General features: G+C 39.6%; 24 protein-coding genes. 22 read left to right on the top strand and 2 right to left on the bottom strand.

The window, feature by feature from the left end:
• Nucleotides 1–262: 262 nt before the first annotated feature.
• From GYK50_RS09390 to GYK50_RS09380, 3 genes are all read left to right on the top strand, one after another.
• Nucleotides 263–1,294: an NUDIX hydrolase gene (locus tag GYK50_RS09390; RefSeq protein ID WP_212563781.1), complete on the top strand. Its 1,032-nt coding sequence runs from the start codon at nucleotides 263–265 to the stop codon at nucleotides 1,292–1,294.
• Between the two features lie 170 nt (nucleotides 1,295–1,464).
• Entirely contained in the window at nucleotides 1,465–2,325 is an 861-nt protein-coding gene (gene nadC / locus GYK50_RS09385; RefSeq protein WP_093070670.1) for a carboxylating nicotinate-nucleotide diphosphorylase, read from the top strand.
• Between the two features lie 219 nt (nucleotides 2,326–2,544).
• The gene (locus tag GYK50_RS09380) at nucleotides 2,545–3,186 is read left to right on the top strand and encodes a MarC family protein (protein WP_083328953.1); all 642 of its coding nucleotides are present in this window, start codon (nucleotides 2,545–2,547) and stop codon (nucleotides 3,184–3,186) included.
• A gap of 75 nt (nucleotides 3,187–3,261) precedes the next feature.
• Here GYK50_RS09380 and GYK50_RS09375 read toward each other — a convergent pair whose 3' ends face one another.
• On the bottom strand, nucleotides 3,262–3,864 hold the full coding sequence (locus GYK50_RS09375) for a LysE/ArgO family amino acid transporter (protein WP_186474895.1): 603 nt from the start codon (nucleotides 3,862–3,864) through the stop codon (nucleotides 3,262–3,264).
• A 179-nt stretch (nucleotides 3,865–4,043) separates the two neighbouring features.
• On the opposite strand from GYK50_RS09375, the gene GYK50_RS09370 reads away from it, so the two are divergent.
• From GYK50_RS09370 to GYK50_RS09360, 3 genes are all read left to right on the top strand, one after another.
• Nucleotides 4,044–4,793: a hypothetical protein gene (locus tag GYK50_RS09370; protein ID WP_212563780.1), complete on the top strand. Its 750-nt coding sequence runs from the start codon at nucleotides 4,044–4,046 to the stop codon at nucleotides 4,791–4,793.
• Nucleotides 4,794–4,999: 206 nt separating this feature from the next.
• Complete coding sequence (locus GYK50_RS09365) at nucleotides 5,000–5,668, top strand: hypothetical protein (protein WP_212563779.1); 669 nt, start codon at nucleotides 5,000–5,002, stop codon at nucleotides 5,666–5,668.
• 74 nt (nucleotides 5,669–5,742) lie between these two features.
• Entirely contained in the window at nucleotides 5,743–6,294 is a 552-nt protein-coding gene (locus GYK50_RS09360; RefSeq protein ID WP_212563778.1) for a hypothetical protein, read from the top strand.
• Nucleotides 6,295–6,434: 140 nt separating this feature from the next.
• On the opposite strand, the gene rluB is transcribed toward GYK50_RS09360, so the two are convergent.
• Nucleotides 6,435–7,361 carry a 23S rRNA pseudouridine(2605) synthase RluB gene (gene rluB, locus GYK50_RS09355; RefSeq protein WP_212563777.1) on the bottom strand — a complete coding sequence of 309 codons (927 nt, stop codon included), beginning with the start codon at nucleotides 7,359–7,361 and terminating at the stop codon, nucleotides 6,435–6,437.
• 553 nt (nucleotides 7,362–7,914) lie between these two features.
• Between rluB and GYK50_RS09350 the strand changes: the two genes are divergently transcribed.
• The 16 genes from GYK50_RS09350 (at nucleotide 7,915) to GYK50_RS09275 (ending at nucleotide 26,155) form a co-directional block, all read left to right on the top strand.
• Nucleotides 7,915–9,024, top strand: a complete 1,110-nt coding sequence (locus GYK50_RS09350; protein WP_212563776.1) for a polysaccharide biosynthesis/export family protein — start codon at nucleotides 7,915–7,917, stop codon at nucleotides 9,022–9,024.
• 12 nt (nucleotides 9,025–9,036) lie between these two features.
• A complete protein-coding gene (locus GYK50_RS09345) occupies nucleotides 9,037–9,468 on the top strand; it encodes a low molecular weight protein-tyrosine-phosphatase (RefSeq protein WP_212563775.1) in 432 nt (143 codons plus the stop codon).
• Nucleotides 9,469–9,513: 45 nt separating this feature from the next.
• Nucleotides 9,514–11,793 carry a GNVR domain-containing protein gene (locus GYK50_RS09340; RefSeq protein ID WP_212563774.1) on the top strand — a complete coding sequence of 760 codons (2,280 nt, stop codon included), beginning with the start codon at nucleotides 9,514–9,516 and terminating at the stop codon, nucleotides 11,791–11,793.
• A gap of 113 nt (nucleotides 11,794–11,906) precedes the next feature.
• Nucleotides 11,907–13,826 carry a polysaccharide biosynthesis protein gene (locus GYK50_RS09335; protein WP_420070455.1) on the top strand — a complete coding sequence of 640 codons (1,920 nt, stop codon included), beginning with the start codon at nucleotides 11,907–11,909 and terminating at the stop codon, nucleotides 13,824–13,826.
• Nucleotides 13,827–13,867: 41 nt separating this feature from the next.
• A complete protein-coding gene (gene tviB, locus GYK50_RS09330; RefSeq protein ID WP_212563772.1) occupies nucleotides 13,868–15,145 on the top strand; it encodes a Vi polysaccharide biosynthesis UDP-N-acetylglucosamine C-6 dehydrogenase TviB in 1,278 nt (425 codons plus the stop codon).
• A 19-nt stretch (nucleotides 15,146–15,164) separates the two neighbouring features.
• The gene (locus GYK50_RS09325; RefSeq protein WP_212563771.1) at nucleotides 15,165–16,118 is read left to right on the top strand and encodes a Gfo/Idh/MocA family oxidoreductase; all 954 of its coding nucleotides are present in this window, start codon (nucleotides 15,165–15,167) and stop codon (nucleotides 16,116–16,118) included.
• Between the two features lie 4 nt (nucleotides 16,119–16,122).
• A complete protein-coding gene (locus GYK50_RS09320; protein WP_212564540.1) occupies nucleotides 16,123–16,686 on the top strand; it encodes a hypothetical protein in 564 nt (187 codons plus the stop codon).
• Entirely contained in the window at nucleotides 16,686–17,765 is a 1,080-nt protein-coding gene (locus tag GYK50_RS09315) for a DegT/DnrJ/EryC1/StrS family aminotransferase (RefSeq protein WP_212564539.1), read from the top strand. Before GYK50_RS09320 ends, GYK50_RS09315 begins: the two co-directional genes overlap by 1 nt.
• Before the next feature lie 6 nt (nucleotides 17,766–17,771).
• A complete protein-coding gene (locus GYK50_RS09310; RefSeq protein WP_212563770.1) occupies nucleotides 17,772–19,136 on the top strand; it encodes a lipopolysaccharide biosynthesis protein in 1,365 nt (454 codons plus the stop codon).
• Nucleotides 19,123–20,241: a D-glucuronyl C5-epimerase family protein gene (locus tag GYK50_RS09305; protein WP_212563769.1), complete on the top strand. Its 1,119-nt coding sequence runs from the start codon at nucleotides 19,123–19,125 to the stop codon at nucleotides 20,239–20,241. Before GYK50_RS09310 ends, GYK50_RS09305 begins: the two co-directional genes overlap by 14 nt.
• Nucleotides 20,228–21,475: a hypothetical protein gene (locus GYK50_RS09300; RefSeq protein WP_212563768.1), complete on the top strand. Its 1,248-nt coding sequence runs from the start codon at nucleotides 20,228–20,230 to the stop codon at nucleotides 21,473–21,475. Before GYK50_RS09305 ends, GYK50_RS09300 begins: the two co-directional genes overlap by 14 nt.
• Nucleotides 21,472–22,590, top strand: coding sequence for a glycosyltransferase family 4 protein (locus GYK50_RS09295; protein WP_212563767.1), 1,119 nt, complete (start codon nucleotides 21,472–21,474; stop codon nucleotides 22,588–22,590). Before GYK50_RS09300 ends, GYK50_RS09295 begins: the two co-directional genes overlap by 4 nt.
• Nucleotides 22,587–23,657: a non-hydrolyzing UDP-N-acetylglucosamine 2-epimerase gene (wecB, locus tag GYK50_RS09290; RefSeq protein ID WP_212563766.1), complete on the top strand. Its 1,071-nt coding sequence runs from the start codon at nucleotides 22,587–22,589 to the stop codon at nucleotides 23,655–23,657. The genes GYK50_RS09295 and wecB overlap by 4 nt, the downstream gene beginning before the upstream one ends.
• Before the next feature lie 6 nt (nucleotides 23,658–23,663).
• A complete protein-coding gene (locus GYK50_RS09285) occupies nucleotides 23,664–24,896 on the top strand; it encodes a glycosyltransferase family 4 protein (RefSeq protein ID WP_212563765.1) in 1,233 nt (410 codons plus the stop codon).
• Between the two features lies 1 nt (nucleotide 24,897).
• A complete protein-coding gene (locus GYK50_RS09280) occupies nucleotides 24,898–25,512 on the top strand; it encodes a sugar transferase (RefSeq protein ID WP_420070454.1) in 615 nt (204 codons plus the stop codon).
• Nucleotides 25,505–26,155, top strand: a complete 651-nt coding sequence (locus tag GYK50_RS09275) for a NeuD/PglB/VioB family sugar acetyltransferase (protein ID WP_212563763.1) — start codon at nucleotides 25,505–25,507, stop codon at nucleotides 26,153–26,155. The genes GYK50_RS09280 and GYK50_RS09275 overlap by 8 nt, the downstream gene beginning before the upstream one ends.
• Nucleotides 26,156–26,211: the final 56 nt, after the last annotated feature.

The following is a 26,211-nucleotide window of genomic DNA, read 5'->3' as shown; positions in this document are numbered from 1 at the left end:
AATACAAGTGTTTTTTATAGGTTTACTGATTTATTTCCTCTGTTGTCATCATTTATTCTTGGTTATGTGATAGAGGTTCTCTAGCATGTCTCTGCACCATCTTTGATAGTAGCAGGACCATTTTGATGTTGTCTGATTACAACGCCAGACTATGATATTTCAAGATTCACGTTATACTGTTTTAGATTTGAGGCGTACTATCACTATCAGCCTTGAGAACCCTTTTATGCCATTTTAAAGAGACAGGATAATCCCCAAAACTATGACGTTGTCTTATTCACATGCGCACCAGCAAGGTAGCGGCACAACAGAAGTGGTCGCTGTATTGGTCGCGATTACCGATCATATCGCTCGTGTCCTAACCGTTGACCAAGGCAAACTGTTGCCAAATGGGCCGCTTATGCCATTACATCGCTCGCTACAGGCAGGCGTGCGTCAATGGGTAGAAGAGCAGACGCAGCAGCCGCTCGGATATTTGGAGCAGCTATATACCTTTGTTGATACCAACAGACGTAATGTTGATGGTCATGCATTGGTGTACGTCAGCTACCTTGGTTTGGTACAAGAAACTCAAATGCAGGCATTGCAAAGCCAAGCGCTATGGCGAAACTGGTATGATTATTTCCCGTGGGAAAATCATTTGGATGGTATGCCTAGTATCATTATGGACTTTATCGTTCCTATGCTATTGGAGTGGGCAGATACCGCCGAAGACTCTATTGCCCGGCAGCGCAGGCGTCAACGTATTGGTTTGTGCTGGGGACTTAGCGAAGAGTTTTTGACAGATAGCGAGTTCATAGAAACTGAACCAGTTGGCGATAAGGCTGATGAAAGCAGAGAATGGATCGCAGAGCATGTGCTGCTGCGCTACGAGATGCTGTATGAAGCAGGACTGATACCAGAAGCGCCCAATTATCCGCCTAATTACCAAACGGTTCAATTGCCAAGCGACTGGTCTCAGCGTATCGGCATACCGATGTATTACGATCATCGCCGCGTGATTGCCACCGCTATCTCCAGACTACGCGCCAAGATTGAGTATCGACCGCTTATTTTTGGGTTGATGCCAGATGTGTTTACTTTATCCCAATTGCAGCAAAGTGTTGAGGCCTTATCAGGCATACGCTTGCACAAACAAAACTTTCGCCGTTTGCTGGAATCTCAGAATCTTGTGATGGAGACAGGAGAGAGTAGTAGTGCTCAGCGTGGTCGCCCCGCCAAACTCTATCGTTTTCGCCATGATATCGAGCTACAAAGCTTATTGATGGACAGCAAACTTCCTAAGCGTAAATAATTGCTACTAACAAATACAGCTAGGTCAATTTCATATAGAAATCGACTTGCTCAATAAAAACTTTTTCACCTTCCCTTGCAGGAGCGTCAACTTTACGCTATATTTATGCTCATTTTGAGTTTAAATATTTGGACGTTTTTATTCATATTACGCCTACATAAGGGTCAAACATGACAATTGAAAAAGAGCCAGTATTGGATGACGTATTGCTTAAACCTTTGGTAGAAGATGCGCTAGCGGAAGATTTGGGCAGGCGTGGTGATGTCACCTCGCAAGCCACTATCCCAGCAGATATGCAAGCCCAGCTACAAATTAAGGCACGACAATCAGGTGTGATATGCGGTATGGATTTGGCGCGGTTGTCTTTTGCCTTAGTTGATGCAAGCATTGAGTTTGTGGCTCAAGTGCAGGATGGCGAAACAGTCGCCGCTGGTGCCGTATTGGCTACTGTAAAAGGTAATGCACGCCATCTGCTAACAGCAGAACGTACAGCATTAAACTTCATGACGCATCTTAGCGGTATTGCGACTGCGACCCGCCAGATTGTCGATAGCGTGGCGCAATATCCAGCGCAGATTACTTGTACGCGTAAGACTATTCCAGGTCTGCGTATTGTACAAAAATACGCGGTACGCTGCGGTGGCGGTCGCAATCACCGTTTGGGACTGGATGATGCGATTTTAATCAAAGACAATCATATCGCTATTGCCGGTGATATAAAGACGGCTATCGAGCAAGCGCAACACTTTGCTGGGCATCTGATTCCGATTGAGGTTGAAGTCGATACACTAGAGCAATTAGAGCAGGCGCTAGAGGCGGGTGTGAGTTTGGTATTGCTAGACAATATGTCGCCAGAAATCTTATCGCAAGCGGTTGCTATGTGTAAAGGTCGCGCAAAGACTGAAGCATCCGGTGGTATTACGCCTGAAACGGTACGAGCCGCCGCCAGTACAGGGGTTGATTTTATCGCGATGGGCTACCTAACGCACAGTACTACCGCTTTGGATATTGGCTTAGATTTTAGTGCATAGGCCATCAATTATTTCAGCTTTATCTGAGTCATAGCTTTTATATTCGCTAGATTTTTCGCCAAGATGACATAGAAGGGTAACCGAGCAAAGTTAATGATTTAACTCGCTTATCTGCCTATGTTACAATGCTATTATGAATTGCCTATTGGGTCATCGTCGCACTCGCACGATGGCCTTATCTTTTTGCACCAGTGGTATCAATAGACAAGCGAGCGCTCAGTGAATACTGAAATTATCAAGATAATCCTAGCCTTTATGGTATTGATCAATCCATTTAGCGCATTGACGTTGTTCTTGGATTTGACTCGCGGCTATTCGATGAGAAATCGACGTAAGGTGGCGCGCGTTGCCTGTCTGACCATTTTTATTACCATTAGTTTTTTTACGGTGGCGGGTGAGACCTTACTAAAAGCACTAGGTATTTCTATTGGCTCGTTTCAGCTGGCTGGTGGTATATTGGTGTTCTTGATTTCACTGAATATGATGAACGGTGAAGGCAACCCTGTTAAGCCTGATCAAGAGAACTTCGATGTCGACCACGTGCAAGATGCACTGCCGACGATGGCATCCGCAGTGGTCCCCATTGCGATACCGATGATGATTGGACCAGGTGGTATTTCTACCGTTATTATTTATTCATCGCAAGTCTCAGGCATTTTGCAGGTATCTGCCATCATCATTGCTGGTCTCTTCATTAGTTTATTTTGCTACTTGGCATTGATGGCTGCTGGTCGTATCAGCCGCTTGCTCGGTGATACCGGTCTTAACATCATGAGCCGGATCATGGGTATGCTATTAGCAGCCGTGTCTATCGAGATTATTGTTAGCGGTCTGCGCACACTGTTTCCTGCTTTAATCTAAGCTATTTATTCTGTGTCTAATATTGAGCACTTAAAATCCTCTTAATTTATCTAGATTTAATGCCTAATGTTGTGTTTAGCTTTGGTATAAATGCCAAGCCAGATATAACATCAGCAGTCCTACCAACGCATCCAGTATGTTCCAAGCTTTTGGCTTTTCAAATAACGGCCTGAGCAGGCGTGCACCGTAACCGAGCGCAAAAAAGAAAAAGAATGACGCGCTAATTGCCCCAATGGCAAAGGTAAGTTTGCTAGCAGCGCCTGTTGAAACCATCCCAACGAGCACCAATGTATCTAAGTAGACGTGCGGATTGAGCCACGTAAAGCCAAAGCAGAGTAGTAGCGCTTTTTTTAAGCTGGTCACTACTTGCCCATCAACGTTCAAAGCGTGTGATACACGGATACTGGCATACAAACTTTGTAAGCCATAACCCAACAAAAATAAAACGCCTGCTATTTTTGCAATATCGATCACATGCGGATAGCGTGCGGTGACCGCACCAAATCCACCAACGCCCGCTGATATCAAGAGCGCGTCGCTCACCGCGCAAAACAGGCAAACAAAAAATATGTGCTCACGTTTGAGACCTTGTTTGAGTACAAAGGCATTTTGTGAGCCAATGGCGATGATGAGCGATAACCCAAGCAAAAAACCAGAGATATAATCGGGAGCATTCATAACAAGGCGCTTAGCATTTAGGAAGTGAGCGGAGAGAGTAGGAATGTTGACACTTTGCGTACTGGCAGGTCAGCAAAAACCTGTTAAGATACGCTATTGAATGAACGTATGCAATATGAGCACAGATTGCAGGTATCGAACGAGGGGCAGAGCAAGTTATGGTCGTTAGTTTGACAAGAATGCTAAAGTCATTTGGGCAAGCGCAAGATGACCTACCAACGCTAGCTGCCAAAAATGCGCGGGAGATGGGTGTTAACCATAATTTAAATGACAATAGTGATAATGTCGATATCCATCATAATAATGACGGTACTCAATCAAATCACGAGCGTGCTACATTAACGCCACCTGAGCGAGTAGACCGTATACGTGATGCATTGGCGCAGGTAAATGATATTCACTCATCAACCCCGCTGACTGATCGCTATTTGTCCAATCGCGCCCAAATGCAACCGACCAATAGACCGCCTTTTGACCCCGATACCTTGTGGTATCTCAAACATGGACGTTGTCCGATTATGACTGAGCTTGTTGATGTGGTCGATGAGGCCACCCTAAATGCGATGCCTATCGAAGCCGTTGCGATATTAGATCGTATCAATGGCAAGCTAAAACGCTATCGTGAGTGGAGTAGTGAGCTAAACGAGCAACAGCAGCAGCAACATAATGAGCGACAATTTGTCATTGATAAGCTCGTGTCCGAGAGCATCCCTGAAGCGCTACATCATTATGAGCAGTTGCAGCGCTTTAGTCCGCATCGCACCAAAAACAATATGGTACAGGGAAAAATGACCGCAGGTGATATGTTGACCGATTTATTTTTAGAAATTGATTATGAGCTTGATGAGCTATTGGATGAGCTGCATCAAACCGTTTTAAATCGTCTTGCCTCAACCCATCGTTACGTCAAGAGCCGCACGCAAAGCTAGCGTATTTTATAAAATAAAAGATTATCCAAAAACATAACAGACTCAATGTATAACAATATAAGGCTTTAACAGAGCCTTATTTTTTTGTTTAATAAAAGCAGTGCTAAGCAATAAAGTTGATGACACTAAAACCGCCTAGCTGAAAATACTGATTAAAATAACAAGAAATTTGCCAAACTATTCTGTCAAATAATAAGGAAAACCCGATGACCCAAGTGACTGCTATGTTAGTGATGTTTGTATTATACGGAGTGCTGCCGGCCGCTGGGTTATATCTGGGGTATCGTGGTATTAAGAAAGTTACCGCGCCCAAAATGCTGGAATATACTGCCATGCCGCAACTAGGCTATATACCAGAGAAAAGCCTACCCGTTGAAGTCAAAACAGCACTTGAGCAAATCAATCGAAAAGGCAAAAAACTCCGCTTGATTTATGGCGATACCAATAATGACGGTAAAATTGATGATAAAGACACCATCAATGAAACCTATATCATGATCCAAAATCTGATGGACCGACATGTACCACAAGCAGTGGCCGATTATCGGCGCTTGTATGATCTAGATGTGACAGATGGGGCGCGTGCCGATACCACCAAAATCAAACATTCAGACGTCACTGGTAAACAAGCATTGTTAGAAGTGCTTAAGACGATCAATACCCAGTTTGACGATTTACTCAATGCCTCATACCATCAAGATGGGCAAAAACTGCTCGCGACCAATCGCTATCTGCAAGCGCGTTTTGATCATCCAAATATGGATTCAACAATGCAGCCGCTGAGTAATCTCAGTAAGAAAACAGAGGCTATTGAGTCACCTACTTTGAGTAGCGCGAATGTGAAAAATCCAGTAGCAGAAGATATTAAACGCTAAATGCTAAATGCTAAGTGCTAAGTGCCAACGATAAGTAGTCATACATAGAATTGAGTGATGAGTAGCGAGCAGTTATGAGTATATTAATAGGCATCGGTATTGTAACGACCGTCACGACTTTTTATCTAGGTAGAAAAGGCTGGCATGCATTGCACAAAGCGGTCGGTATTACCCCAGGTGTGCTTATATATCAAGATGATCATGCGCCATTGTCACTGGCTACGTTAAGTTGGGAACAGCTTAACTTGAATAAAAAGCACTTAAAAAGCTTGTCAGATCAGCAGCTACGGCAATTAAAGCGTATCGATAACAAAGTGAGTAGCTATCAAGCTTATCAGGCAGCATTACAAGCTCAACATAAAACACCTGCTATAACAGAAGCGCAGTTTGTTTTGAATAAAATGTTGCAAACTCGGCTACCCGAAATGCTAGCCACTCACTACCAATTAACAAATATAAATGTCACTAATGAGAATAGTGAAAAGAGGTTAGAGGCTAGTGAGTTATTGCAAAGTGTTTTAGATAACATCGAACAGCGTTTGGATAGACTACTGGCACAAATGGACGAGGAGCAGCTAAAAGAGCTGCGAGTCATGAAGCATTATATTAATAGCCACGACAGCTGAGCCGTTATTTTTATACTGAGTAACTGTGAGGCCTGTAAAAAAGACATAAAAAAAGCGGTCAATGATGCATAGTCATTGACCGCTTTTTTATGTTTATTCTAAATCTATCAAAAACTTAGAATAATGTTAAATAAACTGAATTAGCGCTTATCATTGCGGTCACGACTATTACGCGTGCCGCGGTTGGCAGGGCTAGCACTGCTTTTAGGCTTCGCGCTGCTGTTGCGATTGTCATTACGAGTGTCCGTGCGACGCGCTTTAAGCGGCTTGTTTCTGATGCGCTCTTGCTTTTTTTTAGCCGCACCATGTAGACCTGTGCCATAACGTGGGCGTAAGCTCACCAAATCGGTCAATGTATTGATCTCTTTTTTATCGAGTTCTAAGAAACGACCTGTACGTAACTCTTTTGGCAAGGCAATCGTACCGTAACGTGTACGCAATAGGCGGCTAACTTTCAGACCTTGTGACTCAAACAAGCGGCGTACTTCACGGTTACGACCTTCTTTGAGCTGAACGTGATACCACTTATTAACCCCTTCACCGCCGCCTTCTTTGATGTCGTCAAACTGCGCCATGCCGTCTTCTAACATGACACCAGCAGTCAAGTTGCGGGCGATATCAGGAGTGACTTCACCCAACACACGAACGGCATATTCACGCGTCACTTCGCTAGAGGGATGCATCAGGCGATGCGCCATCTCACCATCATTGGTAAATAGTAGTAAGCCAGTTGAATTGATATCCAAACGTCCAACCATGACCCAACGATCATGAGTGAGCTTTGGCAAGCGCTCAAACACAGTCGGACGACCTTCTGGATCTTTGGCTGAGCAGACTTCGCCTTCTGGCTTGTAATAAGCGATCACTCGGCGACGCTTTTCATTTTCGGCGGTATATTTGATCTGACGACCATCCACACGTATTTCATCGCCTGGCATGACACGGTCACCAATCGTTGCTGGACCGTTATTAACAGATACGCGACCTGCTTTAATCACTTCTTCCATTTGGCGACGTGAACCAAGGCCCATACGGGCGAGTGCTTTGTGCAATTTTTCGTCTTTCATCTTAATGTCCTTGAGTCGGTGGGTTTACATTTCTCAATGTATAATGATTCACAATTGTTTATACTAGATTATAAATGATAATAGGTAAGAAAATGCATTGTTTGCTGTGAGCAGCATTATACTAGTAAAAGACTGCTTATACTGTATTTTTTGACTTATTTCTTTGACCTATACACCTTGCAACTGTACTCAAGCCAATTTGAACAAAATCTTGCATATTTTTACTAAGAATGTTTAACAGCTTTTAGGTAGTCGTACATATGCAGTAACATAGCAGTGTAAGAATTTAGTATAAATTCAATCAATTATTAATATACATAATATATTTAATTGTAATTGATAAAAAGAATTTATATGCTACATGGAGTAATTAGTTTAAAAATAGCTTTTTGTATCAATCAATAAGAACATTACTGTATAACAGATAACTTATGTTATGATGCCGATTATTTTTGTGGAAGATGTAAAAAAAATAACATCGATACAAATTTATTAATACAAAACTGTTTTTAGTCGTTTTATGTGATTGCAGTAATAGAAGAGGCTTTTTGATATGAGACAGACAACTAAGTTGTTGAGTGCAGCGTGTTTGTTAGCTAGTAGTATGCTCTATGGATGTGCTACTACAACCATCAATTCTGGGCTTCAAGCTGGTCAGTTACCGCCCAGTGGATCTTTTATTGCAGAGAATGGCATAGAATTTAATGTTCAGCCCTTAAATTTAGCAACATTACCACCGAAAAAAACGATCACACCAAGTAGTGATTTAATACGTTTGATTAATACGTCTGGTCAAGTGGACTATCGTATTGCTAAAGGAGATATTTTAGGTATTACGTTGGTAGGTTATCCTGATATAGCGCCTCCTTTGACCAATAGTAGTAACGCATCCAATCCATATGCATCTGGTTTTCCTATAGATCAGCAAGGGTTTATCCAGTTCCCACTTATTGGTCGTATAAAAGCTAGCGGTATGAGTGTGCCACAATTTACAGCGAACTTACAAAGTCGTCTTCAGCGTTATCTCAAGTATCCAGATCCGCAAGTGAAAATCATTAATTATCGTGGTAACAAGTTTTTTATCGATGGCGAAGTGAAGCAGCCCGGTGAGTTCCCTATTGCTGATGTGCCCGTTTCTCTATATGGGGCAATTTCTATGGCAGGTGGTGCAACGACTACAGGTGATTCGAACAATGTTGTGCTGAACCGTAAAGGCACAAGCTATAATATAGGGCTACAGTCGTTACGACAGATGGGTGCTTCTGCCAACCAAATTTATTTGCAAGATGGTGACTCTATCCATGTCAATAGCCAAGAACGTAATAAGGTATATGTGTTGGGAGAGTTTGGACAAGTGGAGCCAGTACCCATCTTAGAGCAAGGCATCAGCTTGGCACAAGTTTTAGGGGAGTCCAAAGGTCTCAATCCTAATACTGCAAATGCGGCCAAGATATACGTCGTTCGTGACAATCTCAATACAAGAGCAACTGATATTTATTATGTAGATATGCAAACGGTTACTAGCTTTGCACTTGCTAATCGTTTTGAGATGTATCCTAATGATATTGTCTATGTTGACCCGACTGGTCTTACACGCTGGAATCGTGTTATTAGCGCCTTACTACCTTCCACTACAGCGTTTAGATCTCTTTCAACTCTATAGGTAATGATAATCATGGCGTTTAATAATATTTTGGTCGTTTGTGTTGGTAACATTTGCCGCAGCCCGATGGCAGAAGCGTTACTAAAAAAGCGTTATCCTAACAAAGTAATTGACTCTGCAGGCGTTGGCGCTTTAATTGGCCATCCTGCAGATTCATCTGCCCTCAAAATTATGTCTGAACAGCAGATAGATATTACAGACCATATAGCCAAACAAATCGACGAAAAATTAGTAAAAAAGGCTGATCTTATTTTTACCATGTCAGATAGTCAGACTAAATGGATTGAGGAACGTTGGCCATTTTGCCGTGGTAAAACCTTTAAGCTTGGTCACTGGCAAAATAAAGATATTGCTGACCCATACAAACATGAAATGAGCGCTTTTGAGACAGCATATCAAGATATTGTTGATGGTCTCGATCAGTGGGCCGATAAAATTAGCTAAGTAATGCTTATCCGATGAACAAGCTGAAGTGGTAGACCTATAGTTATGAGTACAGATTCGAAAAATTTATCAAACCCTGTTTCGAAAGAAGATAATGATGACATTGATCTTATGGCGCTGCTGTTTGCCATTTTGCGTGGTTGGAAAATCATCGTATTTTTTGCTGTGTTAGGCCTGATAATTGGGGTTTTGTATAGTAGATATGTCAACCCTACCTTTAAGTCAGATGCACTTATTCAAATTGAAGAGAACTCCAAAGGAGTTGCAGCACTAGGGGCTGATATTTCTGAGTTAGTTGGGTCGGAAGTTAGTAAAGCCCAAGCAGAGGCAGAGCTGATAAGGTCACGTATGATTTTAGAGCCTGTTGTCAGTTTATTGCATTTACGTATTCGCCTATCTGACCCTAATATTGGAACTTTAGATAGAATAAAAAGTGATAGTACTGCGACTCAAATAAATAAACCTGAAGGTGTGTCGCTTAAAACTAAAGATGGTGAAGTAGAAATTAGTCAGTTTAATGTATCTCAAGAGTATTTAAATCAATCATTTAGCTTGATGCGCTCAGAGACTGGATTTGTCTTAAGTAACGGCTTTGAAGATTTTAAAGGTGAGATCGGCCAGCCCCAGCAGTTTAGAGGCACAGATGGTCAAATTCAAATCACAGTAAATAATTTACCTGCCGATGGTTATTCAATCAATCTTACTAAGCAGTCTCTTCAAATGACGACAGAGCGGTTAAATAGTGCTTTATCTGTGGTTGAAAAAGGCAAGCAAACAGGTATTATTCAGCTGTCTATGACCGGAGACAATCAGCAACAAACCAGTTTGATCCTAAAACAAATCGTTTTGTCTTATATTGATCAAAATCAGTCTCGTGGCTCTGAAGAAACCACTAAAACCATCAGCTTTATGGAAACTCAAATCCCGACCCTAAAGAAAAGATTGGAGGATTCTGAAGCAATATTCAATGAATTCCGTAAAAAGTACGGTACTATTGATGTGGCGAAAGAAGCCGAATTGCTCTTAACCGAAAGCTCACAAATCGAGCTACAGCTCAATGAGCTAAAATTGAAAAAAGCGGATCTCACTACTTATTATACGGAAGAGCATCCATTAGTCATTCAAATTAATGATCAACTTGCGGTACTTAATGCTAGAAGACAAGAAATAGATGACACTATTGCAGGATTGCCTGAGATACAAAGAGAGTTTTTACAACTATCAGCTGATACGACGATCAACAGAGAGATCTATCTCACGCTACTCAAAAACTATGAACAGTTAAAGATCGTCAAAGCTGGTCAAATTGGTTTCGCTCGTATCATTGATTTACCAATCAGTACCCACCGAGCGATCGCGCCAAAGAAACTACAAATTATCATATTGGCGATGTTGTTAGGGGCGATGCTTGGAACAATGCTCGTACTCCTGAAAAACATGCTTAGAAATGTGGTTAAAGACCCTGAACGTATCGAAGCAAAAACGGGTGTACCTGTGGTCGCAACGATTCCTCGTTCACCTCTACTGACCAGATTACGTAAAGATAAGAAAGTGCCTAATCGTTTGCTGGCCTATGCTGATAGTAACAGCTTGAGTTATGAAGCCATCAAAAGCCTAAGAACGAGCCTGATGTTCGGTATGACGAAACCAGAGCAAGGGGGCCAAAGGGCGAAAGTTATACTTATCACTGGTGAGAGCCCTGGCGTTGGTAAATCATTTATCTCGGCCAATCTAACGGAAGTTTTTGCTCAGTTAGACAAGAAGGTGCTGATTATGGACGCAGATATGCGCTTGGGTGAGCTGCATAAAATATTTGGTATGACCCAATATAACGGTTTGGCCGACTATCTATCGCAAGATAAATTATCACAAAATATGACTGATTTTGCGCAGAATAACGCTCAAGTCCCAGAAACTATCACCACCCAAAAGATCAGTAATCTAGCGAGCTTTATCCATCCGACCAATATAGATAATATTGATTTTATGCCAAGAGGTGAGCATCCACGCAATCCTGCATCGCTGTTGTCTGATAGCAGGCTCAATAACCTAATGACAGAGTTAAGCTCACACTATGACTATATCATTATTGATTCACCGCCGATCCTCGCAGCTTCCGATGCAATGATACTGGCGCAATATGCTAATAAAGTATTGATGGTAACTAGATACGATAACTCAATTGAGGGACAGCTGGTCTATGCGGTCAATCAAATGAATAAAGCGAATATAGAGGTAGATGGAATTATCTTAAATGACGTACAGCAGGGTATCATGAGCAAATACAGCTATCATTATAGTTATGCCTATGGTAACAACCAGTAGTATGCTATTAACTAACTTAGTTCTTAAAAACGATGTGGTATGAATAGACAATCCATATGGTTGAAAAGTCTTTACATAGTGTCAAACGTAAGCCGAAGCTTATAGGTGGAAATGTGTTGCAATCTATCGCTCAGTACCTGTTGTCGCTGCCAAGATATATCAAGCGTCTGATTTTGATTAGCGCAGACTTTATAATGGCTATTGCTTGTTTGCTGTTGTCACTATTACTGCGTTATGGTTACGTCGAGCTTCATGTTAGTTGGTGGGCATTGGGTCTCTATGCATTGATACCTGTAGTCAGTCTGTATTTCATAGGGTTCTATCATAGTGTATCTAGAGGGTTCCTTGACACAGTCATGAGCGGTGTGTTGCAACTATTCGTTGTATTAATCGTGTTCTATGAGCTGATTATTTATTTTGATCTATTGCCACAGATACCTCGATCGACCCCTATTTTGTTTTTGTTTTTTCTTTATATCTGGCTTTGGAACAGTCGCTTGACAATCAAAGAGCTATTGAAAGGATGGCAAGGTAAGCGTTTTGATAGTGGGCTTATAGATTATGATAATATTTTGATTTATGGTGCAGGTGAAGCAGGGCAGGAGTTGCTGAAAGGTTTGAGCAACTCACATAAATATAGTGTGGTTGCTTTTGTTGATGACGATCGTCAGCTAACAGGTGCCCATATAATGGGGAAAAAGATTTACCATACTGATAACTTATTGGATATCGTAAATACCCTTGATATTGCCCAAGTGTTTTTGGCAGTACCCTCTATTAGCCGTGCCCGCAAACGCAAAATTATTGAGAAGCTTTCACATATCTCTATTAAGATAAAAGAGCTACCCAGTCTACAAGAATTGGCTGACGAAAAAGTCACTGTTAGCCATATGCGCAAGATCGATATATTAGACGTATTAGATCGCCAAACTGTAGACCCAGACGAAGAGTTGCTGAAGAAAAATATCGCTCATAAATCTGTCTTGGTAACTGGAGCGGGTGGCTCTATCGGTAGTGAGTTGTGCCGTCAAATCATCAAAAATAAACCAACTTGTCTGGTGTTATACGAGCTATCAGAGTTTGCCCTTTATAGTATTCACCAAGAGCTTTTGGCAAAACAGGCTAGTAGTAATGAATATCAGGACATTCAAATCGTATCCATTATTGGTAATGTGACTGATGAGCATAACCTTATGAGGATATTTCAGACTTATCATGTACAAACAGTCTACCATGCAGCAGCATATAAACATGTGCCTATGGTCGAGCACAATCCGTTTCAAGGGGTTATTAATAATAGTCGCGGTACTTACCATTGTGCGCGTGCTGCTATTCAAACAGATGTAGAAACTTTTGTTTTGATATCTACTGACAAAGCTGTTAGACCTACTAATGTGATGGGTGCCACAAAGCGTTTAGCTGAGCTTGTGTGTCAGGCATTAAGTTATGAAGCCAATTCAATCAAGCCAGGTAGCAAAACCTGTATTAGTATGGTTAGATTCGGCAATGTGCTAGGCTCATCAGGATCTGTAGTACCTGTTTTTACCAAGCAGATTGAGCAGGGGCTTCCGATTACTGTCACCCATCCTGATGTCACGCGCTATTTTATGACTATCCCAGAGGCTGCTAATCTAGTAATACAGGCAGGTGCCATGGCGCAAGGAGGTGAGGTTTTTGTTCTTAACATGGGAGAGCCAGTAAAGATTGTCGATCTGGCTCAGCGTATGATTCACCTAAGTGGGCATGAGGTCAAAGACGATAAGCATCCTAATGGTGATATCGAAATTGTCTTTACAGGTCTTCGTTCCGGTGAAAAACTGTATGAAGAGCTCATAATCGGTGATGACAATGTTGAAGAAACTGCTCACCCACTTATCATGCAAGCGATGGAACACAGGTTTGCGCTAGCAGAGGTAGAACAAGTGCTGATGGAGCTATCAGGAAAGTCACAACAACATGACGTCACATGGTTAAAAGCGCAGTTTAAATATTTTGTAGAGGGTTACAAAGAAGATAAGACAGTAAATCTTTAATTTAAGAAAACATTCATTGATAAGGTTGGTTGATAGATACTATGTTAAATATTGATAATATTAAAATTGCCGTCATCGGTCTCGGCTATGTGGGTCTGCCATTAGCGGTCGAGTTTGGTAAGCATCGCCCCGTTATTGGTTTTGATATTAATGAAAAGCGAGTACAAGAACTAAAAGATGGTTTGGATATTACTCTTGAGGTAAGTAGTGATGAGCTTAAAATGGCAACTTCATTAAAGTTCACTACTGAATTAGACAATATCGCTGATTATAACTTTTATATCATTACTGTACCAACACCTATAGATGATAATAATGCTCCTGATCTCACGCCTTTAGAAAGTGCCTCTACTGCAGTTGGTAAAGTAATTAAGGCAGGAGATATTGTTGTTTATGAATCGACTGTCTATCCAGGTGCGACAGAAGAAGTCTGCATTCCCATTATAGAGAAAGTCTCAGGACTAAAGTTTAATCAAGATTTCTATGTTGGTTATAGTCCTGAGCGTATTAATCCAGGCGATAAGATTAATACTTTGACTAAAATCACTAAAATAACTTCGGGGTCGACAGCAGAAGCTGCTGACCTGATCGATAGCTTATATGCTTCAATTATCACTGCTGGTACTTATCGTGCTAAGTCAATAAAAGTGGCAGAAGCAGCAAAAGTTATCGAAAATACACAGCGTGACTTGAATATTGCTATCGTTAATGAGTTCGCCAAGATATTTAATATCATCGGAATAGATACGCAGGCTGTACTTGATGCTGCAGGTAGCAAGTGGAACTTTCTAAAGTTTAAGCCAGGTCTTGTTGGCGGTCATTGTATCAGTGTCGATCCTTATTATTTGACGCATAAAGCGCAAGAGGTTGGTTATCGACCTGAAGTTATCCTTGCCGGCAGACGTATCAATGATGGTATGGGCCAGTATGTTGCTACGCAGATGGTAAAAAAGCTAGCACGCAATAAAATACATATCGATGAAGCAAAAGTACTGGTACTTGGATTTACTTTTAAAGGTGACTGTCCTGATATCCGTAATACTAAGATTATCGATATTATCAAAGAATTAAAAAGCTTTAATATTAATGTTGATGTTTACGATGATTGGGCTGATAAGCAAGAAGCATTAGATCATTACAATATTGAGCTTATTGATACGCTACATCAAAATTACTACGATGGGGTAGTTGTTGCTGTTGATCATAGTGATTATAAAGCAATGGGTATTGGTGAAATAAGAGCTTTAGCAAAATCAAATCACGTTGTCTATGACGTCAAGCATGTTTTCGAAGAAGAAGAAACAGATATTCGTCTCTAATAATATTAAGGATAAACTAATGAAAAATTTTGCACTAATCGGTGCTGCTGGCTATATTGCTCCTCGTCACATGAAAGCAATCAAAGAGACAGGCAATGAGCTCGCTGTTGCTTATGACATTAATGACTCAGTCGGTATTATCGATAGTATCTCCCCTAGTAGCGAATTCTTCACCGAGTTTGAGCGTTTTAGCGACCATTGTTATAAACTAAAACGTGACAATAGTAAGAAGATTGACATTGTTTCGATTTGCTCACCAAACTACTTACATCATTCACATATCGCAGCAAGTCTCCGAATGGGTGCCGATGTTATTTGTGAAAAACCTTTAGTACCGACTGAAAGTGTTCTTAATGAGCTCATTGAAGTTGAAAAAGAAACAGGTCACAAGGTTTATAATATTCTTCAATTGCGTCACCACGATGCTATTTTAAAGTTGAAAGATAAAATTGCTGCTGCTAATCGTGAAGAAAAATATGAAGTCGAATTAACTTATATTACATCACGCGGCAAGTGGTATCTTGAGAGTTGGAAAGGTGACCTAAATAAATCATTCGGTATCGCAACCAATATCGGTGTACATTTTTTTGATATGTTGCACTTTATATTCGGTGATTTAGTAGAAAGTGAGGTTTACTATACTGGTGAAACCAAAGCGGGTGGTTACCTAGAGTATGACAAAGCGCGCGTGCGTTGGTTCTTATCTATTGATGCCAATGACCTGCCTGAAAGCGTTAAGGGTAAGCAGCCGACTTATCGTTCTATTGATATAGAAGGTGAAGAGATTGAGTTTTCTGGTGGATTCACAGACTTACATACGATCTCTTATCAAGAAATACTTGCAGGACGTGGTTATGGTTTAGAGGATGCAAGATTTGGCGTCAAAACTGTAGAGTACATTCGTCATGCGAAAGACGTAGTTACAGACGAATCTAAGTTACATCCTTATTTAAGTAAATTTTTATTAGGATAGTAATATGAATAATAATGTGCAAATCCATCCTTCAGCAGTTATTCATACAGACGTTATCATTGAAGATGATGTTTATATAGGTCCCAATTGTATTATCGGCTATCCACCCGAAGATAAAGCTGTATTTCCCAAAACGCCGTATACTGTTCATATAGGTTCAGGTACAAAAATTACTGGAAATGTAACCATTGATGCAGGAACTATTAGAAACACATACATTGGAAAAGATTGTTTTTTGATGAAAGGGGCTTATGTAGCGCATGATGTCGTCATTGAAAATAAAGTCACTTTATCTAGCCATGTTATGCTTGGAGGTCATGTAAAAGTGATGGAAGGCGCTAATTTAGGTATGGGCTGTATTGTTCACCAGCGTCAAAAAATTTGGCATTATTGCATGATAGGTATGGGTGCCATTGTCACTAAAAAACTAGTTATTGAGCCTTTTTCTATATACGTTGGAAATCCAGCAAAGAAAATAGGAACGAATGACAGAGGTCTTGAAAAAAGTGGACTTGATGAAAAAGCAATGACTGCTATACAAGAAGAATTCAACGCAAGCAGGTTATGATTATGCAATTTATAGACTTAGCGGCCCAACAGGCACGTATTAAAGAAAAAATTGATGCTGGTATTCAAAAAGTACTGAGCCACGGTAAGTATATTCTTGGTCCTGAGGTCAGCGAGCTTGAAGAAAAGCTAGTAGAGTATACGGGTGCTAAATATTGTATTACTTGTGCCAATGGTACTGATGCATTACAGATTGCACAAATGGCATTTGGAATAGCTCCTGGTGATGAGGTGATCACGCCAGGGTTTACTTATATTGCGACAGCGGAGACAGTTGCTGTACTAGGCGCTACGCCTATTTATGTGGATATCGATCCACAGACTTACAACTTAGATGTTGATCAGCTTGAAGCTGCTATTACACCACGTACAAAAGCCATTATTGGCGTTAGCCTCTATGGTCAGTGTGCAGACTTTGATGCTATCAATGCTATCGCAGCAAAGTATAATATTCCAGTGATTGAAGATGCTGCTCAAAGCTTTGGTGCTAGCTATAAAGGTAAAAAGTCCTGTAATATAACGACGGTTGCCTGTACCAGCTTTTTCCCTAGCAAGCCACTAGGCTGCTACGGCGACGGTGGTGCTATCTTTACTAATGATGAGGCACTAGCGACCGTAATGCGACAAATTGCGCGTCATGGTCAAGATCGTCGTTATCATCATATCCGAGTCGGTGTTAATAGTCGTTTAGATACCTTACAAGCAGCGATACTACTGCCTAAGCTTGAAATCCTAGATGATGAGATGCAAGCACGTCAGCGTGTGGCAGAGACTTACAATCAGCTCTTTACTGAAGTGGGTATTACGACAATACCCTTTATCGAGGCACATAATCAGAGTGCGTGGGCGCAATACACTATCCAAGTGGATAGTCGTGACCAGATACAGGCTAAGCTAAAAGAGCAGGGCATCCCGACAGCGGTACATTACCCTATACCTTTAAATAAACAGCCTGCCGTTGCAGACGCCAATGCAGTATTGCCAGTAGGTAATACGGTCGCTGAGCGAGTAATGAGTTTGCCTATGCATCCTTATTTAATGCTTGAATCACAAGAGAAGATTGTAAGATCTTTAGGTTAGTGCTACATGATGAAAAGCTTTCTTGAAAAAATTAACAGTAGGCTTGATGCTCAAGGGGGCTTTTTAAAATCAGTATCACTATTAGCAGGTGGAACAGCTTTCGCCCATGTTATTACTATTCTAATACTGCCATTTGTGACACGTCTTTACAGCCCAGAATACTTTTCTAAACTAGCTGTGTACAGCGGCTTATTAGGAATTTTTTCAGTAATAGCTTGTTTAAGGTATGAAGTGGCTATTCCTTTACCTAAAAATGATAAGATCGCAGAAAGCCTACTGATAATTTCAATATTTAGTAGTATTACTTTTTCGCTGATATTAGCGAGTGTACTTTTATTGTTTCCTTCATACATAAAGCAAATAATAGGTAATGGATATTTCTCACAAATAACTTGGATATTACCTCTAGGGGTGTTAGCTGCAAGTCTATACTCTGCTTTTAAATTTTGGTCTACTAGAATAAAAGACTTTAAATCTATAGCTCAGACCAAAATTCAACAATCGACGTCATCTGGTGTAGCCCAGTTGCTGCTAGGTTGGTTAGGTTATACCTCTATTGGTTTGCTAATAGGCCAGTTGTTATATAGTAGTGCAGGAGTATTTAGTTTAATAAGAAGAAAGAGTCGTCTAAGAAAAGTAAATTATGCTCAGCTAAAGACAACTTTCAAAGAGTACATCCAGTACCCCAAATATTCAGTTGGTGAGGCTTTATTCAATACAGCTGGCGTGCATTTACCCATTTTAATCATAGCTGCTGTAGCGGCACCGAAAGAAGCAGGATATTTGCTTCTAGCTTCCAAAATCATGGTTATACCCATGGTTTTAATAGGAGCTTCAGTTTCTCAAGTATACTATGCCCATGCTAATGAAGCTAAATTCGAAGGTAAACTTGCAGAATTTACGTACGACACGATGCGTAAGTTAGCATTAATTGGAAGCGCTCCGTTATTATTCATAGGTATATTAGCACCCGTTGTGTTCCCGTTAGTATTTGGTTCTGAATGGGAGCGTGCTGGAGTATTGGTTGCTTGGATGACACCTTGGTTTATCATACAGTTCATCGTATCGCCTGTATCGATGGCCTTACATGTCAGTAGCAACCAACGTTTAGCAGTAATACTACAGTTTTTAGGTTTGATTCTGAAAGTAGCGATAGTATGGCTCGTATATAAATTTAGCAAAGATTATATATCAGAGGCCTACGCAATCAGTGGCTTTTTATTTTACTTAATATATATATATTTCTTAGTCAGAAGTTTAAAAGTAAGTAAAGTATATAAGATATTCGCAAATAAAAATATGATTACTTCAGTCGTTTTATCTTTAATCTTAGCGATAATTATTATTAAGGCAGTGCATGTACTCACATAAAAAAACCTTGTTTTTTGTAGTTTGGATAATATTTATAAGCTTTATATTTAATAAATATGCTTATGATATTTTTGAGCTCAATACTAAATTTCGTATTCTTTTGAAAGAAGGTAAACTAAATCATAGAGTGTTTGATGAAAAAGGACTGCCTATATCTTATTCTGCGCGTATAGGGGAGTTTCAATCACCATTTTATGTGGTTCATTATGCGATTATTTATTCAGAAAATATGGGTTATGAAAATAAAGCCAATAATAAAGTATGGAGAGAAGACCCGTCATTAAATTACTGGAACGTTTATCCAGACTTAAGCAATATCAAGAAAAATGAATCAAATTTTAAAAATAGTGTAGATTGGCTAGTTGAAAATGTTGATTATAGCCTAAATGGTAATGCGCATTATTTATATAATTTTGACTGGCCTTATCAAGGCTTTAATAATGAAGGGCTAGAAAGTGGTTGGTGGTCTGGATTAGCTGATGCTTATGCCATTATTCCGTTATTACGTGCTTATGAGATGTATGGTGATGAAAAGTACTATGAAGTAGCTAGTGATCTGTATAAATCTTCGCTAACAAATTATGAGGAATATGGAAGTCTAACATATCTGAATGGAGATCCATGGATCGAAGAGTATATGGATCAGAATATAACTGAGCAAGATAAGCTTCCTTATGTACTAAACGGTATGATTTATTCTACATTTGGTATTAATGCATTTGAATCTTTAGATACAGAAAATAATAAGAATATATCGCCAGAACTATTTAAATCTATAGCTAGCAACATTGAAAAATATGATCATAACGGTTGGTCACATTACGACTTATATAAGAATAGTAATAATATAAAATATCACCTAGTACATACTGCACTCCTAAAATATTTGATTGAAGAAGAAAGAATTGATAGGTTTGATAAGTCAGTTAATAAGTTATCTGAAAAATGGTCGCAGACTTCTCAAAATGCAGGTTATAACTACATATTATATGGTAATAGAGTTTTATCGTATTATCATTACTTGTTTTTATATCTGTTTGTTGTCATTGCCCCATTCATACTTATTTTGCTAAATAATTTGAGAAGAAATTATGCATATAAGTAAGGCACGCTATGTGTATATAATCCTTATAGTTATTTATGTTTTTCAAGTTAATTTGCTAGCTGATAATTTATGCTTATTGTTTTTTAACATACCTGGTTACGGATGTAATGTTGGATATGATAGCATTTACATTTATTTATTTCCAATAATACTATTTTTATCATTCTTTATTCCTATTAATAATAAAGAGCCATCAAGCGTTATATTGAATATATTGTTCTTGTTTTGTTTTATTCCTGCAATTATTTACTTTCCAAAGGAAATTCATGGTGAGAGTGGAAGTATTTTCTTATATTCTTTATACATGGCCGCGTCATTTTTTACTTTATTACTCTCTTCTGAAGTAAAAATAAATATAAAGAAAATAAATGTAAAACCATATCAGACAGAATTAATTCTGATTTCTATAGCAATAATCTTTATACTTTTAATAATTAATGCACATGGTTTAAAGTTAGAAGCACCTAGCATTACTGATGTATATGCTGTACGTACTGAATATAAAGAGAATGCCTCATCTTTAAGTGGTTATGCTGTAATACTAGGTGGATATATAATTTCACCATTGATTATTCTTCTATATCTTAATTCTAAAAGAATACTTATGCTTATTGGTGTTCCTTTGGTATTGTTTTTAACATATATTATTTTTTCTTCTTCTGGAATTAAATCCATCGCCCTTTCAATTTTTGTAATAGTAGGGTTTTATTATTTATTTAAAAAGATTTATAATTTTGGTTATTATCTTTTAGTTTTTATTAATATTTTTATTTTTATAAATTATTTGATTTATACTTTTATCACCAATAATAATATAATGTATATTCATTGGCTTAGGAGAGTGGTTACATCTCCAGGTTCCACAGGTGCAAAGTTCTTTGATTATTTCGTCGTATTAGGTAATGAACCTACACCGAAAGCTCCTAGTCTTATAGCAAATTATTACTTTTCTACAAACGGCTCAGCAAATACAGGGTTTTTTTTAGAAGGAGTAGGTCGTTTTGGTTTATATGGACTATTGATTAATACATTCTTGCTTTCACTATTTTTGATTCTACTTAATGCCATTTCCAAAAAAATAGATAAAAATCTTTTAGCGTGCTTACTAGTTATGGTCTCATATGCGATGTGTAATAGTTCTTTTCTAACCGTTATTATTTCTTATGGATTGTTTTTATTGACTATAATAAGCTATCTACTAATGAGCTATCCAATGAAAGAGTCTGACTTATGATTTACAAATGCTGCCATTTAACCTCAGTTCACTCTAGATTTGATATAAGAATATATCAAAAAGAGTGTAGGTCATTAACTCAAAAATATGATGTGTTCCTAATAGTAGCTGATGGTCTTGGTGATGAAATTAAAGATGGTGTATCGATTATTGATGTTGGTAAATTTAAGGGTAGAAAAAACAGAATGTTAAATGCCCCTAAAGCATTATTCAAAAAAGCAATTGAATTAGATGCTGATTTATATCATCTGCATGATCCTGAACTGTTACCAATAGCATTAAAACTTAGGCGTGTGGGAAAAGTTGTAGTTTTTGATGCTCACGAAGACTTTCCTAAGCAAGTCTTATCAAAGCATTATCTAAATACACACGTTGCAAAACTCATATCTATCTCGATAAAATATTATGAGAATTATGTCTGCTCCAAGCTTGATGCCGTAGTGACAGCTACACCTAGTATCCGAGATAAGTTTGCAAAGCATACTAAAAAAGTAGTAGACATTAATAACTATCCTTTGCTGGGTGAGTTACAGTCAATTAATAAGGATTGGGCAAATATAGTTGAAGAGATTGCCTATGTTGGAGGGATTTCTAAAATAAGAGGGATTCAGGAGGCGGTCGAGGCGTTAAGTTTAACCAAAACGAAAACAAAATTAAATTTAGTGGGTCGTTTTTCTGATCAGCAAACATACAGTTTGGCTCAAGCTAGCTCTGGTTGGCAATATGTCGATGAGCTAGGACAGTTAGATAGAGAACAAGTTAAAAGAATTTTGGAAAGATCAATCGCAGGCTTAGTTACTTTCTTGCCTGTTCCAAACCATATAGATGCTCAACCAAATAAAATGTTTGAGTATATGAGTGCTGGTATACCAGTTATTGGGTCTAACTATCCTCTTTGGGTCAATATCATAGAAGGTAATGATTGTGGTATTTGCGTAGATCCAGAAAATCCAACAGCAATTGCACAAGCAATTGATAAATTAGTATCAAATAAAGACTTAGCGGAAGCGATGGGCAAAAATGGCATCAAAGCAGTTAATGAAAAATATAACTGGGCTATCGAAGAGAAAAAACTATTCAAATTGTATGACGAGTTATTAGGAACTAAATTATGAAAATTCTAACAGTAATCGGTGCACGTCCCCAGTTTATCAAAGCCAGTGTGGTATCTAAGGCGATTCAGAATAGCTCGATATTAGATGAAAAGATTATCCATACCGGTCAGCATTTTGATGCCAATATGTCGAACATCTTTTTCGATCAATTGGGCATACCTAAACCTCATTATCAGCTCGATATTAATAGTGGTAGTCATGGCTCTATGACAGGGCGCATGTTAGAGCAGATTGAAGAAATTTGTCTGGCGGAGCAGCCAGACAGATTGATGGTTTATGGTGATACCAACTCAACGTTAGCGGGTGCCTTGGCGGCTGCAAAATTACATATTCCTGTCGCTCATATCGAAGCTGGATTGCGTAGTTTCAATATGCAAATGCCAGAAGAGATCAATCGTATTTTGACAGATCAGGTCAGTGATATATTATTTTGCCCAACAGATACGGCGGTAAGTAACCTGAAAAATGAAGGTTTTGATAAAAAGCCTGTTCAGGTGCTAAACGTAGGCGATGTCATGCAAGATTCGTCTTTATTCTTCTCTGAGCGTGCCGTTAAAGGATCATCATTGGTGGATGTGCCTAATGAAGGATTTATAGTAGCCACTCTGCATCGCGCCGAGAATACAGATGATACAACCCGCCTAAAATCTATCATAGATGCTTTGAATTATATTCATGAAAATATACGGCCTGTCATCCTCCCATTGCACCCTCGTACCCAAAAAGTAGTCAAGTCGCTTGGTCTAGAGCTCAAAATGTTGGTATTAGAGCCGGTAGGTTATCTTGAGATGATTTGGTTGCTTAAGCACTGTGATGCCGTAGTTTCAGATAGCGGTGGCGTGCAAAAAGAAGCATTTTTCTTTAAAAAGCCATGTGTGACGATGCGTGACCAGACAGAATGGGTTGAGTTGGTAGAACAGGGCGTCAATGTGTTGGCTGGTGCTGATACGCAAAAGATTATTCAATGTACTGAAGCTATGTTAGGTAAAACTATTGAAGATCCATTAAGTTTGTATGGCGGCGGACATGCCTCTCAAAATATTGTTAATATATTAGAAAAGGCTTAGTCAATAATGAGTAAGAGTAAATCCATTTGGATTATCAATCAATACACCTCAACGCCAGAGACTGCGCAGGGTGGACGTCATTATTATTTTGCTAAATCATTAGCACGTCTTGGTTATAACGTTCATTTAATAGGGGCGAGTTACACGCATTTTCTAAAAGAGCCTATATACGTCGCAGATGATTTTAAAATAGAAGAAGTACAAGAGAACTTTAGTTTCGTGTGGGTAAAGGTTGCTCAATACCCTGAAGCCCACAGCAAAAAAAGAATAGCGAACTGGTTTACTTTCGCTTGGAAACTGCCTAAATTACAAGATGTTTTAACAAAGCCTGATGTGATTCTTTATTCATCTCCCTCTTTAGTTGGCTATTTAGGCGCAGAGAAATTAGCAAAGAAACTAAATGTGCCTCTCGCTTTTGAAGTACGAGATATTTGGCCTTTGACATTGTGTGAGCTTGGAGGTTATTCAGTCAAGCATCCTTTTATTGTGTTACTACAGGCTATTGAAAAACGCGCATATAAAAACTCTGATTTCGTCATTTCGAATTTGAAGAATTCTTATGAGCATATGCAATCGCTTGGTATGAATACTAATAAGTTTACTTGGATACCGAATGGTTTTCTAAAAGAAGAAGTTGAGAATGCTGAACCTTTAGAGGCCCGTACCATAGAGCAATTACCTAAAGATAAGTTTGTGATTGGCTATGCAGGTACTTTTGGTGTCGCTAATGCATTAGACTCATTAATTAGTGCTGCCAGTGAATTAACGCAGTATTCTGATATTGCATTTGCATTGGTTGGACAAGGAAAATTAAAAGCTGAATTACAAAGACAAGTTACTAAGCTGGGTCTAACAAATATATATTTCGTAGACGCTATTCCAAAACCTCAAGTGCAAAGCGTGTTGCAGACATTTGACGTGTGCTACATAGGTTTAACAAAGGATCCTTTGTTTAGATTTGGCGTATCTCCTAATAAATTGTTTGACTATTTGTATTCGGGTAAGCCTATCATATATGCTATTGATTCAGGGCTTTATACGCCAGTGGCAGATGCACAAGCAGGCATACAAATAGAGCCAGAAAATGCACAGCAAATAGTAAAAGCAATACTTGAAATGTACAATATGACACCTGAGCAACGTATTGAGATGGGTAGAAATGGTCATGCGGAAGCTGTTAACTCATACGAGTATGGTAGCTTAACTAAAAAGTTAACTTTTACATTATTTGGTGAATGATTTGATAAAACGACTGTTTGATATTGCAGCAGCGTCCAGCGCGCTCGTGGTCCTAGCCCCTGTCTATGCGGTGACCGCTTATAAAGTAAAAAAGAATCTAGGCTCGCCTGTCTTGTTTCGTCAAGTACGTCCAGGTTTGGATGGTAAGCCGTTTGAGATGCTGAAATTTCGCTCTATGAAAGATGCTGTGGATGCTGAAGGCAATGTACTGCCTGATAGCGAGCGCCTAACAGATTTTGGTAAGCGTCTGCGTGACAGCAGTTTAGATGAGCTGCCAGAGCTGTGGAACGTGATTAAAGGCGATATGAGCTTGGTTGGCCCGCGTCCCTTACTGATGGAGTATCTGCCGTTATATAATGAGGAGCAAAAACGCCGTCATCAAGTGCGTCCAGGTATTACAGGCTACGCACAGGTCAATGGGCGCAATGCGATTGGTTGGGATGAAAAGTTTGCGCTTGACACTTGGTATGTAGACAATCAATCGCTGTGGTTGGATATCAAAATCTTGATTAAAACGGTCAAAAAAGTCGTTATCAAGGACGGTATCAGCGCTGAAGGTGAAGCCACGATGCCGAAATTTACTGGCAGCAGTATAGTCGAGCCGAGCCATGCATAAGGTATATGCGGTCTATGGCGCATCGGGATGTGGTCGTAGCTTAATGCCCATTGCCAAAATGACAGTGATGCGCACTGATAGCGCCGCAGATTTGGTATTTATTGATGATGGTTTGGATCAGCCTGCCACGGTTAATGGCTATCTTGCGATGAACTATCAAGACTTTATCGCGTTAGGTGGCGAAAAAGCGGTTTTAATCGCTATCGCCAACAGTAAAGTGCGTGAGACAATCACCAATAAGCTGACGGCTGATGGTATAGCGCTTTGGTCTGTACAGGCGGACACGACACTGATTATGGACGCCGTGACAGTGGGTAATGGGGCGGCGCTCAGTCCTTTTGTGACGATTGGCGCTAATGTACAGGTTGGTAAGTGCTTTCATGCCAATTTATACAGCTATGTCGAGCACGACTGCGTCATCGGCGACTATGTCACTTTTGCCCCGCGGGTCAGCTGCAATGGCAATATTCATATTCACGACCATGCCTATATCGGCACGGGGGCAGTCATCAAACAAGGCACACCTGATAAACCCTTGATCATTGGTAAAGGCGCTATAGTCGGCATGGGTGCTGTGGTGACTAAAGACGTACCTGCCGGAGCCGTAGTAGTAGGTAATCCAGCACGACCTTTGAGTAAATAATTTGCTAAAACTAGCACACTATAAATCTTATGACTTATTATAAAAAATTGAGAACC

The sequence above is a fragment of the Psychrobacter pacificensis genome, from assembly GCF_018336615.1.
In the GTDB taxonomy this organism is placed as follows: domain Bacteria; phylum Pseudomonadota; class Gammaproteobacteria; order Pseudomonadales; family Moraxellaceae; genus Psychrobacter; species Psychrobacter pacificensis.
This window is presented reverse-complemented; position numbering and strand designations above follow the sequence as displayed.

Bases quoted from the DNA above. Each gene is read 5' to 3' on its own strand.
- GYK50_RS09390 (WP_212563781.1), top strand. From the start codon at position 263: ATGACGTTGTCTTATTCACATGCGCACCAGCAAGGTAGCGGCACAACA.
- nadC (WP_093070670.1), top strand. From the start codon at position 1,465: ATGACAATTGAAAAAGAGCCAGTATTGGATGACGTATTGCTTAAACCT.
- GYK50_RS09375 (WP_186474895.1), bottom strand. From the start codon at position 3,864: ATGAATGCTCCCGATTATATCTCTGGTTTTTTGCTTGGGTTATCGCTC.
- GYK50_RS09370 (WP_212563780.1), top strand. From the start codon at position 4,044: ATGCTAAAGTCATTTGGGCAAGCGCAAGATGACCTACCAACGCTAGCT.
- GYK50_RS09365 (WP_212563779.1), top strand. From the start codon at position 5,000: ATGACCCAAGTGACTGCTATGTTAGTGATGTTTGTATTATACGGAGTG.
- GYK50_RS09360 (WP_212563778.1), top strand. From the start codon at position 5,743: ATGAGTATATTAATAGGCATCGGTATTGTAACGACCGTCACGACTTTT.
- rluB (WP_212563777.1), bottom strand. From the start codon at position 7,361: ATGAAAGACGAAAAATTGCACAAAGCACTCGCCCGTATGGGCCTTGGT.
- GYK50_RS09350 (WP_212563776.1), top strand. From the start codon at position 7,915: ATGAGACAGACAACTAAGTTGTTGAGTGCAGCGTGTTTGTTAGCTAGT.
- GYK50_RS09345 (WP_212563775.1), top strand. From the start codon at position 9,037: ATGGCGTTTAATAATATTTTGGTCGTTTGTGTTGGTAACATTTGCCGC.
- GYK50_RS09340 (WP_212563774.1), top strand. From the start codon at position 9,514: ATGAGTACAGATTCGAAAAATTTATCAAACCCTGTTTCGAAAGAAGAT.
- tviB (WP_212563772.1), top strand. From the start codon at position 13,868: ATGTTAAATATTGATAATATTAAAATTGCCGTCATCGGTCTCGGCTAT.
- GYK50_RS09325 (WP_212563771.1), top strand. From the start codon at position 15,165: ATGAAAAATTTTGCACTAATCGGTGCTGCTGGCTATATTGCTCCTCGT.
- GYK50_RS09320 (WP_212564540.1), top strand. From the start codon at position 16,123: ATGAATAATAATGTGCAAATCCATCCTTCAGCAGTTATTCATACAGAC.
- GYK50_RS09310 (WP_212563770.1), top strand. From the start codon at position 17,772: ATGATGAAAAGCTTTCTTGAAAAAATTAACAGTAGGCTTGATGCTCAA.
- GYK50_RS09305 (WP_212563769.1), top strand. From the start codon at position 19,123: ATGTACTCACATAAAAAAACCTTGTTTTTTGTAGTTTGGATAATATTT.
- GYK50_RS09300 (WP_212563768.1), top strand. From the start codon at position 20,228: ATGCATATAAGTAAGGCACGCTATGTGTATATAATCCTTATAGTTATT.
- GYK50_RS09295 (WP_212563767.1), top strand. From the start codon at position 21,472: ATGATTTACAAATGCTGCCATTTAACCTCAGTTCACTCTAGATTTGAT.
- wecB (WP_212563766.1), top strand. From the start codon at position 22,587: ATGAAAATTCTAACAGTAATCGGTGCACGTCCCCAGTTTATCAAAGCC.
- GYK50_RS09285 (WP_212563765.1), top strand. From the start codon at position 23,664: ATGAGTAAGAGTAAATCCATTTGGATTATCAATCAATACACCTCAACG.
- GYK50_RS09275 (WP_212563763.1), top strand. From the start codon at position 25,505: ATGCATAAGGTATATGCGGTCTATGGCGCATCGGGATGTGGTCGTAGC.